Below are 16,760 nucleotides of genomic sequence, written 5' to 3' on the forward strand. Positions count from 1 at the left end.
CCGCCTGCCCGACGGCCGAGGCTCAACACGCTGGTCAACAACGCCGGCATCTCGCCCAAGGGGCCGGAAGGGTCGCGGCTCGGCGTGCTCGAGTCCGACCGCGACACCTGGAACGCGGTGTTCAGCGTCAACATCTTCGCCGTCGCCCTGCTGGTGCGCGGCCTGATCGACGTGCTGTCGGAGGCACAGGGCGCGGTGGTCAACGTCACCTCCATCGCCGGCTCCCGCGTGCACCCCTACGCCGGCGCCGCCTACGCCTGCTCCAAGGCGGCGCTGCTCACCCTCACCCGCGAGATGGCGGCCGAGTTCGCGCCCCGCAACGTGCGCATCAACGCCATCAGCCCCGGCGAGATCGATACCGCCATCCTCTCCCCCGGCACCGTCGCCTTCGCCGAACGCGAGGTCCCGATGCGCCGCCTCGGACGCCCCGAGGAAGTCGCCGACGCCATCCAATTCCTGTGCGGACCCCAGGCGAGCTACGTCACCGGCTCGGAACTGCACATCAATGGCGGGCAGCACGTCTGAGCGTCACGAGGATTTGAGAAAAAAAGAAAGAGTGTTCTTTTTTGAAAAAAAGAACCAAAAAACTTTCATTCATTTAAAGTCATACGGCTGCACCACCTGGACTCCAAACGAATGAAGTCTTTTTGCTTCTTTTTCTTCAGAAAAAGAAGACTCTTCCTCCCCTCCACCCGCCCTCACTCCGGCGGGAAGCGCCGCAGGATGTAGAGCATCGTCATCATCCCCGGCAGCGCGCAGGCCATGGCCAGCATGTAGAACACCGGCCAGTCCACCGACGCGGCGATGAAGCCCGAGAAGCCCCCCACCGTGTGGGAGGCGAGGGCGGCGAGCGAGGTGAGCAGGGCGTACTGGGTCGCGGTGAAGGCGGTCGAGCAGAGGCCCGACAGGTAGCTGATGAAGGCGGCGGTCGCGAGGGCCTGCACGAACGCCTCGGTCATGACGGTGGTGAACAGCACCGCGTGGTCGCCGTGGGAGTAGGCGAGCCACACGTACATGCCCATCGCCCCCATCTGGGCGAGGCCGGTCGAGATCAGCGCGCGGGCCAGCCCGATCCGCGCCACCAGCCAGCCCCCCACGGCGATGCCGGCCATGGTGCAGGCGAGCGCGGGCACGCCGGTCGCCGCCGCCACCGCGGCGCGGTCGAAGCCGAGGGAGCGGTAGAACGGCGCGAGCATCACCCCGGCCATCGCCTCGCCGAGATTGAACAGCGCGACATAGGCAAGCACCACCCCCGCCCCCGGCCGGCCGAGGAACTCGCGTAGCGGCTCCAGCACGGCGGCCTTCACGCGGGCCGCGAGGCCGGTCGCGAAGTCTCGGGCGCGGGACGGTGACGGGCTCGGCGACGGCGAGCGTCACCGGGATGGCGAGGGCGAGCAGGCAGGCGACGACGAGGAACGACCCCTGCCAGCCGAGCCAGCCCGCCGCCGCGATGACCCCCGCCCCCGACACCAGCATCGCCACCCGGTAGCCCCAGACATAGGCGGCCAGCGCCGCGCCCTGGAGCCGCTGGGGGAAGGTCTCGATGCGCCAGGCGTCGATGGCGATGTCCTGGCTCGCCGAGAGGAAGGCGACGAGCGCCGCCGCCGCCATGGTGAGCGAGAGCGGACCGCCCCCGCTGAGGGCGAGCAGCGCCACCGCCCCGGCCAGCACCGGTTGGATCGCCAGCAGCCAGCCGCGCCGCCGGCCGAACCGGGCGAGGCCGAGGGGCGGCGTCATCTGGTCGAGCAGCGGCGCCCACAGGAACTTCAGCGTATAGGCGAGGCCGATATTGGCGGTGAGGCCGATGGCGGCGAGCGAAATCTCGCGCTCGGACAGCCACTGCCGCAGCGTGAACCCCGACAGCGACAACGGCAGGCCGGCGGCGAACCCGAACGCCATCATGTACCACAACCGGCGGTCCGACAGGAGGACGCGGGCGGGTCCTGGCGCGGCGACGGCATTCGACATGCGGCATCCTCTGCGGCGAGAGCCCACCCCTCCTGCGGCGCCGCGCCGCGCCGCGTCAACCGCGGAATGGCCTCCGCCCCGCCCCTGCCTTCATCCCCGCCCCTGGCAAGCCTCCCCCCCACGCCCCCGACAAGGACCACCGGACCGTCTCCTCGACGCGGCGGCGTGCTGCCCGGCCGGCTCAACGGCCCGATCCTCTACCGGATCGAGCAGGATATCCCGCTCTGGGGACGGCGCGACCTGCGCCGCAAGGTCGGCAGCGCCGAGGCGCTCGGCATGCGGGCGCGCCGCCGCGACGGACGGGCCATGACACGGGCCGATGTCCACGCCGCCATCATGGACGGCGCGGTGGAACGGGTGCGACCGAAAATGATGACGGTCACCGCCATCACCGCCGGATTGCTGCCGATCCTGTGGAGCACCGGCACGGGATCGGAAGTGATGCGGCGCATCGCCGTGCCGATGATCGGCGGCATGGCCTCGTCCACCGTGCTGACACTGGCGGTCATCCCGGTGCTGTACGCCCTGCTCAAGGATCGTGAACTGAGCAGGGGGAAACGAAAGGACACCGTTCTGGCGGAGGGATAGCGGGGCGGAGTCCCGGTCGGCGGGAAGACAGGGAAAAGTCTTCTTTTTCTGAAGAAAAAGAAGCAAAACAGTCATGGAAAGCTGTTGCGCCCGGACCTGGAAACCGCCCTCACCTCCCCATCCACGGCGCGGGAGCCTCGCGGGAGGTCATGTCGCCGAGCACGAAGGCGAGGTTGGCGGCCGCGACCAGGGAGGCCGCGTGCGCGTCCGCCTGTGCCTGCCGCGCGGTGAGGAGGGCGCTGTCGGCGGCGGTCGCGGCGGTGAGGGTGCCGACCCCGGATGTGTAGGCGTCGAGCGCCGCGTCATAGGTCACGGCGGCCGCCTTGACGAGGGCGGTCGCGGCGGTGTGGGCGGCGAGCGCCGAGCGCAACGTGTTCGCGCCGACGACGATCTCGCGCGCCGCCGTGTCGCGCACCTTGTCGAGGGTGGCCTCGCTCGCCGCCGCGAGTGATTCCGCGGTCCTGAGCCGCGCCGCCCGCAATCCGCCGTCGTAGAGCGGCACGGTCGCGCCGACCAGCACGCCGGCCGCCGAGGATTGCTGGCCGATGGTGGGCAGTCCCCCGGCGCTGAAATTGGTGTTGCCGCCCACCGCCACGGCGCTGAGAAACACCTTCGGCAGGAACTCGGCCTGCGCCGCGAAGATGCCGGCCTGGCTCGCCTTCAGGGCCGAGAAGCTCGCGAGCACATCGGGACGCTGGGCCAGCGCGGCGGTGATCAGCGCCTCGGTCGGCACGGCCACGGTGTCCGGCAACGGGCGTCCGCTCGCCTCGCGTATCTTGATCGTGGTCACCGGCGAGACCCCCATGGCGGCGAGGAGCGCCTGATAGGCATCGTGCCCGGCGCCCTGGGCCTGCACCAGGGCGAAACGAGCCTGCGCCACCTGCTGGTTGGCCTGGGCCAGTTCCACGGTGGTGCCGAGACCCTTGCGCATCCGCTCCTCGGCCGCGTCCTGGATCCTGCGGCTGTTGGCCAGGGCCTGCGCGGCGATGCGCTCGCGGCTGAGCGCCGCGCCGTGGAGGGCATAGGTCCGCGTCACGTCGAAGATGATTTTCTGATGCGCGGCGTTGAAGAGAATGTTCGCGGCCGTCGCGTTGTGCTGGGCCGCCGCGTGCAGCGCGCCGCGCTGGCCGAAATCGAACACCAGCCATTGCAGCGCCACCTGCGGGGAGATGCCCTCCAGGTCCGAGTCCACCTTGTTGATGGTGCCGATGGGCAGCGGCAGGGAGTTGGTGATTTTCTGATGCCCGCCGATCACGCTCGCCGAGATGAACGGCAGGTAGGTCGCCTCGACCATGCCGGCGGCGAGCGCCGCCTGGCGCGCCTGCTGCCAGGCGACACGGGTGAGCGGGTTGTTGGTCTGGGCGATGTCGATCAGTTCGGGAAGGCTGTAGGCCTTGTCACGCACGATGCCCGGCGTCGGGATCAGCACCGCGACCGCGCGATCGGCCGGCACCCGGAACCCGGGCGCGGCGGCGGTCCCTCCGGCCTCCGTGGCCGGCACCCAGGGGGTGGATGGGCTCTGGGGGGCGCTGTCGAGCGCGCTGAGCGCGCAGGCCGACAGCGCGGCGCAGGCCAGCGCGAACGCGCCGCCCCGCGCGAGGGAACGGGCGGCCCGCGCGCGGGGAGACACACGGCGGGCCGTCATGACCGCCCCGCCGCCAGGCGCTCAAGACGGCGCAGACGCGCGGCAAGGCCGCTGTCCGCCGCGTCCGCCCCCTCGCCATCCGCCCCCTCGCCATCCGCCCCCCCGCCATCCGCCCCCTCGCCATCAGCGTTGGCGGGAGGGGCCGGGGCGCCCGCCGGCCGGCCGGTCATCCGCCCGGCGAGGCGCGCGAGGCGCTCCGCCATGTCCTGCGTCCGCTCCTGGGAGACCATCAGCGCCGGCGGCATCGCCCGCGTCTCGGCGACGAGCGCCTCAAGCCGGACGATGCCGCGGGGGGACAGGCGCGACGCGGCCGGCTCGAGGGGCAGGACCCGCAACTGCTCGCGGGCGGTGGCCATCTCCGTCTCCACCACGGCCGCCTCGCCGATGGCCATGACGCGCGCGGAGGGCTCGAGCCGCGCCAGCCGCGCCAGGGCCGCGAGCGCGCGGGACAGGCGCTCGCGCACATCGACGACGACGCTCTTTGGCCAGATGCCGGTGAAGATCAGATAGACCACCAGATTGCCGAGCAGGATGCCGATCACTCGATCCCGCCCCGAATCCATGCTCAGGCTGCGCGAGAAGCCGTGGAGAATGGTGAGGAGGAAGGCGAGCCCGATCTGAACCCCGGCATAGGAGATGCGCGCGTTGCCCGAGGATACCCACGCCGCCGGCAGGATCCCGGCGAACACCAGCACCATGAGCCCGCCCACCGAGTCGAGATGTGGAATGACGAACAGGATCGGCGAGGATCCCCATCGCCGCGCCGACAAGGCAGCCGCAGATGCGCAATACCAGCTTGTGCACCGTCTCCCCGGTGGTGCCGAGGGCGGCGACGTAGCAGGTGATCATGGCGGTATGGATCCCCTGCCAGCCGATCAGCGAATAGATGAGGTAGCAGATCACCGCCGCGGCCGTCGTCTTCAGCGCGTAGCGTTGGTAATCGGGGTTGGTGAGGGCGTCGGCGGCGAGGAACGGCCGCGCCGCCGGCCTGGCGTCGGTGCCTCCATCAAGGCGCGCGAGACCGGCCAGCGCCGCGTGCGCGGCATCGAGCGCCGCGATGCCGGACGGCGGCGGGGGCGGAGAGGCGGCGGGCCGCCGCCCGGTGGCCACGGCGGCGGCGGCGGCGCGGCACTGGCGCGCGAGCGCCGCGCGGACCTCCTCCGTCACCTCGCCCGGCAGGGCGGCGATGGCGAGGAGCAGGCGATAGCTCGTCGCGGCGGCGCCGTTGAGCCAGGTCACGCGGGCGCGCGGCGCGGTGTGGAAGAGGCGCGCGAGCGTCACCTGCTTGTCGCTGTCCGCCGTGCCCTCGGCGAGCCGGTCGGCGAGGCTCCCCCGGGTGGGCAAGGATGCCCTCCAGCGCCTCGGCGCCGGCCGCGAGGCGACCCGCGATGGTGTCGCGGAGCAGGCGGTGCGGCCCGGTGCCGAGCAGCAGGTTGAAGACGATCATCAGCGCCATGGGCATGGACGTCATCTGCCACGCATAGAGCAGGCCCCGCGTCACCACCTCGCCCGCCGGCACGTCGTCCACCAGCGTCAGAATGAAGGCGATCACCAGCGCGATGATCGAGCCGATCTCGCCGAGCTGGGAGGCGGCGCCGAGGAAGACGAAAGCGAAGGAGGTCGCCGCGATCACCGCGATGCGGAGCAGGGGGTCGTCGGCGGTGACCTGGATCACCGGCGCGAGGGCCAGCACCACGATGCTGGCCAGCACGATGAGGCCAATGGCCTGGCCCACGCATTCCGCGCCGTCGGGCCGGGCGAGGAAGATCACAAGGTAGCAGCCGATCGCCGCTTCGGGAACCTTGTAGAGCATGGCGGCGCCCGCCACGAGCATGCACAGCAGGGCCACCCGCCAGGTCATGGCGAGGCGCCCCGGAAAGGGCATCAGGTCGGCCCGGACCTGCCGGATGGCCCACAGCCAGAGCGGAAGCTCAGCAGCGTGTGCCACGATGCACGGTCGCAGTGGCCGACGCGCCGATCCGCATCAGGTCATCCGGTGGGTCGATGAGGTGGATGCGGACGGGAAAGCGCTGCGCCACGCGCACCCAGTCGAGGGATTTGGGCACAATCGGCATGCCGCGCGGCAAGGTGATCGCCACGTCGGACATGACCCCCCAGCCGATGCCCTCCACCCGCCCCCGGATCGGCAGGACGCGGTCGGCGAGCACGTAGACGGTGGCGCAGTTGCCCACGGCGATGCCCGGCAGCTCGGTCTCCACGAAGGCGGCGGAGGCGAACCACGCGCCCGTATCGATCAGGGTGAAAATCGACTGTCCCGGCAGGACGTATTCCCCCGCCGCCGTCGACAGGCCCACCACCTTGCCGTCGAACGGCGCGCGGAAGGTGGTCTCGGCGAGGGCGCGCTCGGCGAGGGCGAGGGCGGCGCGGCGCGCCTCCACCAGGGCGGCGGCGGCGGCGGCGTCGCTCACCAGCACCCGGGCGGCCTCCTCCTGCAGGAGGGCCTGCCGCAGGCTCACCTCCGCGTCGCGTCGCGCCGTCGCGGCATCGTCGACCTGCTGGGCACTGACATAGCCCTTGGGCCTCAGCGCCTCCAGCCGGGCGAGGGTTTTCACCGCGAGGTCCTGGTTGGCGCGGGCGCGGCTGACCTGCTCGCGGGCGATGACGGCGTTGGAACGCTCGGCGGCGATCGTGCGCTCACGGTCGCTCAGGGCGGCCTCCGCGATCCGCAGGTCGGCCCTCGCCTGCTCGACCTGCAACCGGTAGGTGAGCGGATCGAGCGCGAACAGCGTCTCGCCCTGGCGCACCGTGCCGTTCTCCACGACGCCGAAGGAGGCGATGCGACCGGGCACCGCGGCGGCGATGTTCACCACATCCGCGGTGAGGACCGCGTCCTGGGAGAGCGGATTGAGCTCGGCGGTGCGCACATAGCGCCAGCCGAAGACGGCCACCGCGGCCACCGCGAGGAGGCTGACCGCGATCGCGAGCCCGCGTCGCGCGGGAGGGGGGGGGCTCGTCGTCCACGCGCTACCGCCCGAAGCCGAGGAGGGAGACCAGGAAGCCGATGGCGGCGGCGAGGCACACATAGACCGGCAGGCGGAGCGACAGCGCGTCGTCGATCCCCACGCGGATGAACACCACCCTCATGAGGATGGCGCCAAGAACCCCCGCGCCCGCGCAGGCCAGCCAGGAGGGGAAATAGGCGCCGAAGAGGGGAATGGCGGGCGCCCCGGCCGACATGCAGCCAGGCAGACAGGCGGTGGCGGCAGCCAGCCCCACCTTGCCGGGCGCTCCCCCCGGCACGCCCCGGCGCGCCACCTCAACCAGCGCCCCTGGGATGGCACGAGGGAACAACACCCGACGCCTCCATCTGAGCCTGTGCCCCCATGACGTGAGGACCAAAATATCCAGGCGCTCTTAACCAGGCAACAAACACCGTGCAATCCGCATTCAATAAAAGTGCTCAATTTTTATAGTTACTGAAAGGCACTCCAGAGTGGTAACCTGAGACGGACATGGCCTCGCTCTGCCCATTTACACCATTGATTTTATTATAAAATTTTTGAAACCACCTATCTCGGACCACCACTCTCAGAAAAATTTGCTCTGAGAGAAACGATCTGTTACCTTCGATGATCCTTAGTGTCCGTTTGAAAATTTACTCCAATGGCGTTGCAGGCTTGTGATCAAGCTACAATGAATGGCTGAAAACCGCCGCTCCAACCTCCAGGCGCCACAAGGACAAGGCCTGATCCACGCTATCCAATGAGTTTTCAAACGGGCACTTAAACCGTACGGTCGCGCGTGCCAACGTGCAATCAGAACATTGACCGGTCGAACCAACACGGTGTCCCCAGCCACCTTCCCTGGCCAGGGCCAGATCTCGGAGTCATTTGAAGTGAAACATCCGCTGCCGCCGCCCCACGGAATGCGGCAAGCCTCCCCTCCCCGCATGACCGGAAAGCACGCCTGACATGTGCACCTCCCTGATCTATCGCGACGCCGCCGGTAAACCCTATTTCGGCCGGACCCTTGAGCTCACCACCACCCTGCCCTACCAGGTGACCTACTTCCCGGCCGGGTTCGCCGTCACCTCCGAGATCGCGGGGCATCCGCCACTGGCGTATCGGGGGCGCCATCCCATCCTCGCGGTGACCACGCCCACCCACCTGCCGACGGCGCAGGCCCCCATTGAAGTGGCCGATCTGAAGGTACTTGAGGGAATGAACGACCAGGGGCTGACCTTCAGCCTGCTGTCCTACCCCGCGGCGGCAGGCCGGCAGGCAGCGGTGCCGGCGACGCAGCAGGTGCTCTCCGCCTCCGATCTCGGCACCTGGATCCTCGGGCAATTCGGCACGGTGGCCGAGGTGAAGGCGGCGCTGGCCACGCAGCCGGTGGCGCTGGTGCCGCTGCCCCTCCTCGGCGGCGTGGAATCCCCCTTCCACTACGTGGCGCATGACACGGCGGGGAAGGCGCTCGTCATCGAATTCCACCAGGGCCAGATGAACGTGTATGACAACCCCGTCGGGGTGATGACGAACGGTCCGCAATTCCCCTGGCACCTGACCAACCTGGACAACTACACCTTCCTCAGCAACGTCGATAAATCAACCGCCACTTTCGGAAGCTACACGGCGACACAGCCGGATTTCGGAATCGCCACGGCCGGGCTGCCCGCCTCCAGCACCTCGGTCGGCCGGTTCGTGCGCGCCACGTACCTACGCGCAGTACACCGAGAAGGCCGCCTCGCCCGACCTCGCCGTGCTGGCGCTCGCCCACATCATGAACACGTTCGACCGGCCGCGCGGCGCGAGCATCGCCTCCCCGCAGAGCGGCGCCCTGGAGGTGAAGGGACTGGAGGACCAGGGCGACCAACCCTACCAGACCGAATTCACCAACTGGACAAGCCTGTCCGACCTCGACCGCAAGCTGTTCTTCCTGCGCGACTACAACGGCCTCAACTTCACATCCTTCGACCTCACCGCCCTGACCGACGTGCCGGACCCCAGGGTGCTCGCGTTCACGCACCTGCCCCACGGCGCAGCGGACGCAACGCAGCAACTGAAGGATGCGCGCCCCGTCTAGAGGCTTTCAGGCTGACCGGAACCGAAGGCAGGACAGTGCCGATTCCCCTGCCTGCCTTGCCTTTGGCAACGGGCGGCCAGAATGAAGGAAGAGTTTTTTTCTTCAGAAAATGAAGAACTTCTTCCTTCCTCCCACCCAGCCAACGCCGCGGCCTCCCCCTACCGCCCGCCCGCCGGCGCGCCGCCCTCGCCGAGGAACCGGCCCGCCGCCCATCCCTCGACGTCGCCGAACGCGACCTTGCACCAGCGGTCGTTCCGGCTGGCCGCGCGCCGCGCGGGGGTCGCCGCCTCCCACTCCGCGAGGGTCGGCCCGCCCCGGCACCCGAGATTGCGCACGCCATCGGCGTCATGGGGAATTGTGCCGACCCGCCGCGCCGACGCGGCGGGTTCGGCCCGGACGTTCAGCGACGTGCCGGCGGCGACCCCGACAACCCGGAAGTAATCCGGCTCGCTCCGCGCCGGCCCCGCCATGGCGAGCACCAGCAGGGTGGCCAGCACCGCCCCGCGTGGCCCCATCCCCTTCATCCCGCCGCGCATCCCGCGCATCGCACCCTCCTTCCCGTCAAACCGCCCCCTTCATGCCAACGGCTGTCAGGAATGGAAACGGGCATGACACGCGGGCCGGCGATCCACGGCCCCGCCGGTCAACTGCTGCCGATCAGCACCCCGGTGGCGAACACCAGCGCGCCGCCGAACCCGACCTGCAGGGCGGCCGAGAGGGGCGGTGTCTCCATGTATTTCCACCGCACCCACGAGATGACCGCCAGTTCGACCACCACCACCCCCACCGCGACCGCCATCGCCGTCCAGAAGTCGGGAATGAGGAACGGCAGCGTGTGCCCGATGCCGCCGAGCGTCGTCATCAGGCCGCACACCACGCCACGGATCAGCGGCGCGCCCCGGCCGGTCAGGCTGCCGTTGTCCGACAGCGCCTCGGCGAATCCCATGGAGATGCCGGCGCCGATCGAGGCCGCCATGCCGACCACGAAGGCATCCCACGGCCGCCCGGTCGCGAACGCCGCGGCGAACACCGGGGCGAGCGTGGAGACCGACCCGTCCATCAACCCCGCCAGCCCGGGCTGGATGAAACGGAGCAGCAGGATGCGCCGCGCCGTCTCCGCCTCCCGCGCCTGCTCCGGCCCGGCCAGGGCCTTCTCGGTGAGATGCTCGGCGAGATCCTCATGCTTCCTCTCGGCGGTGGCGAGGTCACCCAGCAACGTGCGGATGGAGGCATCGGTGGCGCGCGCGGTGGCGCACCGATAGAACCGCGCCGAATTGTACTCCATCTCCTCGGCCTGCCGGCGCACCGCCGCGAGGTTCAGCGGCAGCATCTGCCAGATCGGCCGGCGCCGGTAGAAACCACGCACATGCGCGCGCGTGATCAGCGGGATGTGCTCGCCGAACTTGCGGCGGTACTGGTCGATGAGCCAGCGCCGGTGCTGGTCCTCCTCCGCCGCCATGGCGGTGAAGATGCCGGCGGTGGCGGGATAATCGGCGCGCAACCCCTCGGCGAAATCGAGATAGATGCGCCCGTCCTCCTCCTCGCTGCTGATGGCCAGGGCGAGAATCTCCCGCTCGCTCAGCTCGTCGAAATCACGCATGGGCATACCTCCGGTGACGCGGGATTGGCGGTCCCGACGACATGGATTTATACCGGTGCCCGCTGATTGGGACTCTCGCGAGAGCAGAAAAAGCAAGAATGTTCTTTTTTGAAAAAAAGAACCAAAAAACTTCTATCCGTTTAGAGTCATACGGTTGCAACACCTCGACTCCAAATGAATGAAGTCTTTTTGCTTCTTTTTCTTCAGAAAAAGAAGACTCTTTTACTTCCTGCCGTCATGCCACGCCTTCCCCCAGTCACATGGGGCTACCCAGCGCCACGCCTCGCCATCACCGGCATGATCGTCACCCCGTCCGCCTTCCCCCTCCGGGGGCGGCGTAGTCGGTGGCGCGGAGGGCGGGGGGCCGGCCGGCGACGAGGTCGGCGAGCAGCCGGCCGCTGCCCGCCGCCAGGGTGAAGCCGAGCGCGCCCTGTCCCACGTTGAGCATGAGGTTGGCGACCCGGCTCGGCCCGATCACCGGCAGGCCGGTGGGCGTGGCCGGGCGCAGCCCCGACCAGGGCTGCACGTCCTCGACATCGCAGAGTCCGGGGAAGGTGGCCTGCAGGGTGGCGATCAGCGCCGCCACCCGTCCTGGCCGCATTTCGGGGGTGCCGGCGGTGACCTCGGCGAAGCCGGCCACGCGCATGTGGCCGCCGATCGGGGCATAGACGGTCTTGCGCGCCGTGTCGGTGATGCTGCGCTCGGGAGGGGCGTGGCCGTCGCGCACGCGGGCCGAGATCGAATACCCGCGCACCGCCTGCACCGGCAGGGACAGCGCCGCCCACCGCCCAAGCCCGCGGCTGCCCGCCCCCGCCGCCAGCACGTAGAGATCGGCCTCCATCGGGCCGAGCGAGGTGCGCAGCGCCGCCACCCGCCCTCCCGTCATCGCCATACCCTCGACGCGCGTGCCGAGCGCGAAGGTCACGCCATGAGGGGCGGCGGCCAGCACGCGCTCCAGGCCGAGGCACAGCATGCGGCAGTCGCCCACCTCCTCGGAGGGGGTGTGGATGCCCCCCACCAGCCGCCCACGCAGGGAGGCGAGCGCCGGCTCCAGCGCCACGCACTCGGCCGCCGTCAGTGCTTCCTGGACGCAGCCCATGGTGGCCTGCAGGCGCATCTGCAGCTCGGCCTCCCGCTGCGCCGCGAGGGAGGACTGCACCACCAGCTTGCCGTTGCGGCGATGATGGAACGCGATGCCGGTGGCGCCGATCATCTCGTGCAGCATGTCACGGCTATGGAACGACAGCGCCAGCAGCTTGGCGGTGGCGATGGCGCCCGCCCCGGCGTTGCAGGCGCGCAGGAAGCGCAGCAGCCACGTCCACTGCGCCGGATCGGCGGAGGGCTGGAACCGCACCGGGCTGTTGGCGCGCAGCAGGTAGCCGGGCAGCCCCCGCAACACCGAGGGCGCCGCCATCGGCGCCACGTAGCTGTAGGAGAGCTGTCCCCCGTTGGCGAAGCTGGCGCCCCGGCCGACCTCGGTTTCCTGGTCCACCACGGTCACCGCGTGGCCGTCGCGCGCGAGGAACCAGGCGCTGGCGAGGCCGACGATCCCGGCACCGATGACGATGATGCGCATGGGCGGCAGGCTCCGGCGAAAGGCGCCGTATCAGGACACGATGGAAGGGCCGGGGCAAGACCCGGGGGGAAGGGCCGGGGCAAGGCTCGGGGAAGACTGTCCCCGCCTGCCCCAGGCCCGGCCCTCGATGTGTCCCTGTCCGGGCGGCGACCCGGGCGCGCCCTATAATCACTATTGAAAATAGTTTTATGAAATTTACATCATTCTTAATGGTGTTATCGTGAGAACCACGATGATTCACATGCCTTCCCCGTCACGCCGAGCGCGGATCAAGCCTCCGCCGGCACGGAGGCGGTGCTCATCCACGTGCCCCAAGAGGAGATTGACCGTGCTGAGATATTTCGTGCTGACGCTCATGCTGATGGCGTCAGTGGCCACCGCCCGGGCGGAAACGATCAAGGTGGCCGTGACCTCCGGCCCCCACGCCGAGGTCATGGCCGTGGCCGCCAAGGTCGCCGCGCGCAACGGGCTCGACGTGAAGATCGTCGAATTCTCCGACTACATCGTGCCCAACGCCGCGCTGGCGGCGGGGGACGTGCAGGCCAACAGCTTCCAGCATGTCCCGTTCCTGCAGGCGCAGATCGCCGCGCGGGGCTACAGGATCGTGCCGGTGGGCCGGACGGTGCTGTTCCCCATCGCGTTCTACTCGAAGAAATACAAGACGCTGAGCGACCTGCCGGATGGCGCGCTGATCTCGATCGGCAACGACCCGGCCAATGAGGCCCGCACGCTGATCCTGCTGGAAACGGCCGGGCTGATCCGCCTGCGCCCGGGCGCGGGTTTCGCCGCCACCCCCCTCGACATCACCGACAACCCCCACCGCTTCCGCTTCCATGAACTGGAGGCGGCCCAGCTCGTCCGCTCCCTCGATGATGTCGATGCCTCGGCGGTCAACGCCAATTACGCGATTCTCGCGGGACTGAACCCGCAGAATGATTCGCTGCTGCTCGAAAAGCCGCAGTCGCAATATGTCTGCCAGATCGTCGTGCGCGAGGCGGACAAGGACAAACCCTGGGTCCAGCGACTGGTCGCGGCCTATCAATCCCCGGAGGTCAAGGCGTTCATCGAGCAGCGCTTCCCGGGCGCTGGTTTCGCCGGCTGGTGACGAGGACTTTCCCGATGATCCGACTTTTGAGCGAAGAGCAAATCCCCACCCTGCGTGGGTCCGCCGTGGGATTCACCGGCACCGTCTGGCGCGACGAGATCGCGCGCGGCGGGCCACCCAACGATGTGCGCATCTACCGCGTCTCGTTCGAGCCGGGATCGCGCACCGCCTGGCACACGCACCCCTCCTGGCAGGTGCTGCACGTGCTCTCCGGCGTCGGCCGATTGCAGCGCCGCGGGGGGGAATTGCTGGTGCTCCGCCCCGGTGACACCGCCTGGATCGACGCGGAGGACGAGCACTGGCACGGCGCCGCGCCCGACCACAGCTTCGTCCATGTCGCAATTCACGAGGCCACGCCGCTGGATGTGGAAGTGACCTGGCTGGAACACGTGTCCGCAGAAGACTATCGCTAACTCATGACGGGATGGGGACACGCGCCGCGTCCCCATCCCGTCCTCATGGAGTGCCCGCGCCCGGATCGCCGGGGTTGGGCATCAGTCCCGCCGCGCCGAAGCCGCCATCGACATTCAGCGTGTGTCCCTGCACATAGCGGCTCTCGTCGGAGCACAGGAACACAACGGCATCGGCGACTTCCGCGGGCGTACCGTAGCGCCCGAGCGGAACCAGCCGGGTGTAGGCCGCGCGCGTTGCCTCATAATGCGCCTGGCGCGTCATCTCCGTCTCCACCCCGCCAGGGGCGACGGCGTTGACGTTGATGCCATATGGAGCGAACTCCACCGCCATCACCTTCGTCAGCGCCTCCAGTCCCGCCTTCGACGCGCCATAGGCCGCCCGCCCATATCCGCCGCGCTGGCCGGAAATGGAGAGGATGTTGACGATCCGCCCGCCACCCCGCCGCGCCATCCGCCGCGCGCAGGACTGTCATCTGGGCGGTGGTGCGCGCACGGCTGTTGGTGATCGTGGTCGTCGGGCATGTGTTGTTGCAGCCGCCCAGCGGCGAGATGGCCGGGCCAACGGTGTTGTCCCAGAAGCTGTCGATGAGGGTGACCGTCTTACCGCTCGCTGACTTGATGCCGACAAAGGCTCCCGAGCCCGACTTGGCGACAGTGCCCACGTGGTAGCTGCGCTCGATGGTGGCGTTGGCACTCAAGAGGCCAATGAATCCGCCACCTTGCAATTGGTTGGACGAATGCACTATGTTGATGCGCGTATAGGAATCGGCCACATGCAAGGGTCCCCTGAGTTCGCCGATCAAGCCGCCTGCCGGCTGGCCGGATATCGTTGTGCCCTGGACCGAGCTGCGCGCGATGCTGACAGTGCCCGAGGTTTCCACGAAGCCGATCAGCCCACCGGAGTAGTAGCCCCCCGAGACACTCAGATTGGAGACGGCGACGCCAGAAATCGATACCGGGCCCGTCGCCTTCCCAATCAAGGCGGCCGCCCCAAACATGCCACTGCCGTTGACGGTCACGTTGTCCAGGTGCAGGTCGCGCACCGTCAGGCTGCTCCGGCTGCCACCGAAGAAGGCGGCATAGTTCTGGCCCGACGAGCCCGTGATGCTGAAGTCGCTGATCGTGTGCCCCAGCCCCGTGAACACCGTGGGCGTGTTGTTGCCGGCCACGGTGTTCGTGAAGTTGGTGTTGGCGGCATTCATGTCCGCCCCCAGCGCCAGGTACGCGGTCACGGTGCTGGTGTTCAACGCGCCGATCAGGTTGGCGGTCGAGGTGTTGCCCAGCGCGCCCAGGCTGGTCACCACGGTGTAGGTGTTGGTGTTACCGCCCGAGCCCAGCTTCGTGGAGAAATTCTGCCCGGCCTGCAGCGATACCTGCGCGTTCACGTAGTAGTCCGAGGTCTTGCCGCCGACCACGCCGTCGCTCGCCAGCTGCCCGTATTCCAGTGCCAGTTTGCCGCTGGCACCCGTGGCGGTGATGGCCTTGTTGACGTAGATGTTGCGCCCGGCCTTCAGCGTCAGCGTGTTGTTGCTGCTCCAGCTGACCGCCTCGTTGACGAAGATGTCGCCATTGCCGTTGGCGTTGACGTTGGTGGCGCTCTCTACGGTGATGCTGTTGTTGGCCAGTTGCGCCGCCAGCGTTGCACCGCTGATGTCGCCGCTGCTGGCGATGGTGTAGTCGTTCGGGTCGATCAGCCACTGGCCGGTGCGGCCCTGCGCGGCCGCCGTGGTGATGCGCGCGCCGTCGGCGACCTTGACCTTGGCGGCGCTGGTTTCGATGAAGCCGCCGTTGCCTGCATCGGGCGCCGAGGCGTCCAGCGTGCCGCTGACCGTGGTGGTGCCGCTGTCCATGTCGCCCAGCAGCACGATCTTGCCTTCACGCTCTGCGATGGTGCGCGCACGGATCTCGCCCGTGTGGTTGACCATGCCGTCCAGCAGCCCTTCGGCGGCCTTGGCCGTCAGCAGCACCTGGCCGCCATCGGCCAGGATCGCGCCGCCGTTGGCGACCAGGCTGTCCAGCGCGCCTTGTTCGAGGGTGACGCCGACCAGCGAGCTGCCGTTGAAGTTCAGCGTGACCTGGTTGCCCGCGGCCAGTGCGACGTGGCCCAGCTTGGCCGAGATCACGCCGTCGTTGCGCACCTGCTGGCCGATCAGCGCCACGTAGCCGCCGTCGGCCGCGTTGAGCGTGCCTTCGTTGACGACGCTACCGGCGCCGCTGCCGCTGAAGCTGGCCTTGCCGGCCATGAAGTCCGCATCGCTCAGGTCGCGCGTGGAGGCCACGAGGCCGGCGGTATCGACGCGCGCGCCCTTGCCGAACAGCACGCCGTTGGGGTTGAGTACGAAGACCTGGCCATTGGCCTTCAGCGCACCGTCGATGACCGAAGCCTGCGTGCCCGTCACGCGGTTCAACACCACGGCCTGCGCGTTGGGCTGCACGAAGTTGACGCTGGCGTCGCGCCCGATGGAGAAGTTCTGCCAGTTGATCGCGGCGCGCTGGCTGCCCTGGGTCACCGTCATCGCGCTGCCCTGCTGCGCGATGGCGGCACTGCCCGCGGTGACCTGCCCGCCGGTGGGCAGCGTGCCCGGGCCGGCCGCGAAGGCCGCGCTCGCGGCGGCGACCAGGCCGGCCGCGCCGGCGGCCTTGCCGCAGCTGCGCGCGGTCTCCGCGACGGCGACGAAGGCGCCCAGGCGCCGGTTCCAGACTTTGCGGTAGATGTGGTTCATACGGGCTGCAAGACGGTGAGGAAGCACGCGGCGCCACCCCCACCTGGGCGGTGGCGCGCGCGTGTGGATGGGTCTATGCAGCCAGTATTGGGGTGGCGT

At 69.1% G+C, this 16,760-nt stretch carries 14 protein-coding genes and 4 pseudogenes; 5 read left to right on the forward strand and 13 right to left on the reverse strand.

Annotated elements, in window-relative coordinates; translation table 11 throughout:
* Positions 1-525: SDR family NAD(P)-dependent oxidoreductase (locus QM788_RS00005; RefSeq protein ID WP_415659444.1), on the forward strand; the 525-nt coding region annotated here is incomplete at its 5' end.
* Between the two features lie 173 nt (positions 526-698).
* On the opposite strand, the gene QM788_RS00010 is transcribed toward QM788_RS00005, so the two are convergent.
* Both QM788_RS00010 and QM788_RS00015 read right to left on the reverse strand, forming a co-directional pair.
* Complete coding sequence (locus tag QM788_RS00010) at positions 699-1,307, reverse strand: hypothetical protein (protein ID WP_415660322.1); 609 nt, start codon at positions 1,305-1,307, stop codon at positions 699-701.
* A 25-nt stretch (positions 1,308-1,332) separates the two neighbouring features.
* Positions 1,333-1,968 (reverse strand): annotated as a pseudogene (locus QM788_RS00015) (hypothetical protein); the annotation flags it as partial.
* A gap of 294 nt (positions 1,969-2,262) precedes the next feature.
* On the opposite strand from QM788_RS00015, the pseudogene QM788_RS00020 reads away from it, so the two are divergent.
* A pseudogene (locus tag QM788_RS00020) lies at positions 2,263-2,556 on the forward strand (efflux RND transporter permease subunit); the annotation flags it as partial.
* Positions 2,557-2,665: 109 nt separating this feature from the next.
* Here the strand turns inward: QM788_RS00020 and QM788_RS00025 are convergent.
* The 6 genes and pseudogenes from QM788_RS00025 to QM788_RS00050 all read right to left on the reverse strand — a co-directional run bounded on the left by QM788_RS00025 (position 2,666) and on the right by QM788_RS00050 (position 7,513).
* Positions 2,666-4,201, reverse strand: coding sequence for a TolC family protein (locus tag QM788_RS00025; protein ID WP_415659445.1), 1,536 nt, complete (start codon positions 4,199-4,201; stop codon positions 2,666-2,668).
* Entirely contained in the window at positions 4,198-4,899 is a 702-nt protein-coding gene (locus QM788_RS00030) for a hypothetical protein (protein ID WP_415660323.1), read from the reverse strand. Before QM788_RS00030 ends, QM788_RS00025 begins: the two co-directional genes overlap by 4 nt.
* Positions 4,900-4,954: 55 nt before the next feature.
* Positions 4,955-5,311, reverse strand: a pseudogene (locus QM788_RS00035) (FUSC family protein); the annotation flags it as partial.
* Positions 5,208-6,149 (reverse strand): hypothetical protein, encoded by a 942-nt coding sequence (locus QM788_RS00040; protein WP_415659446.1) that lies wholly within the window; start codon positions 6,147-6,149, stop codon positions 5,208-5,210. The gene QM788_RS00040 and the pseudogene QM788_RS00035, both read right to left, overlap by 104 nt.
* Positions 6,133-7,245, reverse strand: coding sequence for a multidrug transporter subunit MdtN (gene mdtN / locus QM788_RS00045; protein WP_415659447.1), 1,113 nt, complete (start codon positions 7,243-7,245; stop codon positions 6,133-6,135). Before mdtN ends, QM788_RS00040 begins: the two co-directional genes overlap by 17 nt.
* Entirely contained in the window at positions 7,187-7,513 is a 327-nt protein-coding gene (locus QM788_RS00050) for a YtcA family lipoprotein (RefSeq protein ID WP_415659448.1), read from the reverse strand. Before QM788_RS00050 ends, mdtN begins: the two co-directional genes overlap by 59 nt.
* A 620-nt stretch (positions 7,514-8,133) precedes the next feature.
* On the opposite strand from QM788_RS00050, the gene QM788_RS00055 reads away from it, so the two are divergent.
* The gene (locus QM788_RS00055; protein ID WP_415659449.1) at positions 8,134-9,357 is read left to right on the forward strand and encodes a linear amide C-N hydrolase; all 1,224 of its coding nucleotides are present in this window, start codon (positions 8,134-8,136) and stop codon (positions 9,355-9,357) included.
* Positions 9,358-9,402: 45 nt separating this feature from the next.
* On the opposite strand, the gene QM788_RS00060 is transcribed toward QM788_RS00055, so the two are convergent.
* The 3 genes from QM788_RS00060 to QM788_RS00070 all read right to left on the reverse strand — a co-directional run bounded on the left by QM788_RS00060 (position 9,403) and on the right by QM788_RS00070 (position 12,420).
* Entirely contained in the window at positions 9,403-9,789 is a 387-nt protein-coding gene (locus QM788_RS00060; RefSeq protein ID WP_415659450.1) for an SH3 domain-containing protein, read from the reverse strand.
* 98 nt (positions 9,790-9,887) lie between these two features.
* Positions 9,888-10,844 (reverse strand): iron exporter MbfA, encoded by a 957-nt coding sequence (mbfA, locus tag QM788_RS00065; RefSeq protein ID WP_415659451.1) that lies wholly within the window; start codon positions 10,842-10,844, stop codon positions 9,888-9,890.
* Positions 10,845-11,148: 304 nt separating this feature from the next.
* Positions 11,149-12,420, reverse strand: a complete 1,272-nt coding sequence (locus tag QM788_RS00070; protein WP_415659452.1) for a D-amino acid dehydrogenase — start codon at positions 12,418-12,420, stop codon at positions 11,149-11,151.
* 355 nt (positions 12,421-12,775) lie between these two features.
* On the opposite strand from QM788_RS00070, the gene QM788_RS00075 reads away from it, so the two are divergent.
* Both QM788_RS00075 and QM788_RS00080 read left to right on the forward strand, forming a co-directional pair.
* Complete coding sequence (locus QM788_RS00075) at positions 12,776-13,525, forward strand: MetQ/NlpA family ABC transporter substrate-binding protein (RefSeq protein ID WP_415660287.1); 750 nt, start codon at positions 12,776-12,778, stop codon at positions 13,523-13,525.
* A 14-nt stretch (positions 13,526-13,539) separates the two neighbouring features.
* Positions 13,540-13,938 (forward strand): cupin domain-containing protein, encoded by a 399-nt coding sequence (locus tag QM788_RS00080; RefSeq protein ID WP_415659453.1) that lies wholly within the window; start codon positions 13,540-13,542, stop codon positions 13,936-13,938.
* A 43-nt stretch (positions 13,939-13,981) separates the two neighbouring features.
* On the opposite strand, the gene QM788_RS00085 is transcribed toward QM788_RS00080, so the two are convergent.
* Both QM788_RS00085 and QM788_RS00090 read right to left on the reverse strand, forming a co-directional pair.
* Complete coding sequence (locus tag QM788_RS00085; RefSeq protein WP_415659454.1) at positions 13,982-14,389, reverse strand: SDR family NAD(P)-dependent oxidoreductase; 408 nt, start codon at positions 14,387-14,389, stop codon at positions 13,982-13,984.
* A 1,399-nt stretch (positions 14,390-15,788) separates the two neighbouring features.
* A pseudogene (locus QM788_RS00090) lies at positions 15,789-16,661 on the reverse strand (filamentous hemagglutinin N-terminal domain-containing protein); the annotation flags it as partial.
* Between the last annotated feature and the right edge of the window lie 99 nt (positions 16,662-16,760).

The sequence above is a fragment of the Roseateles sp. genome, from assembly GCF_047654785.1.
Lineage (GTDB): Bacteria > Pseudomonadota > Gammaproteobacteria > Burkholderiales > Burkholderiaceae_C > Pelomonas.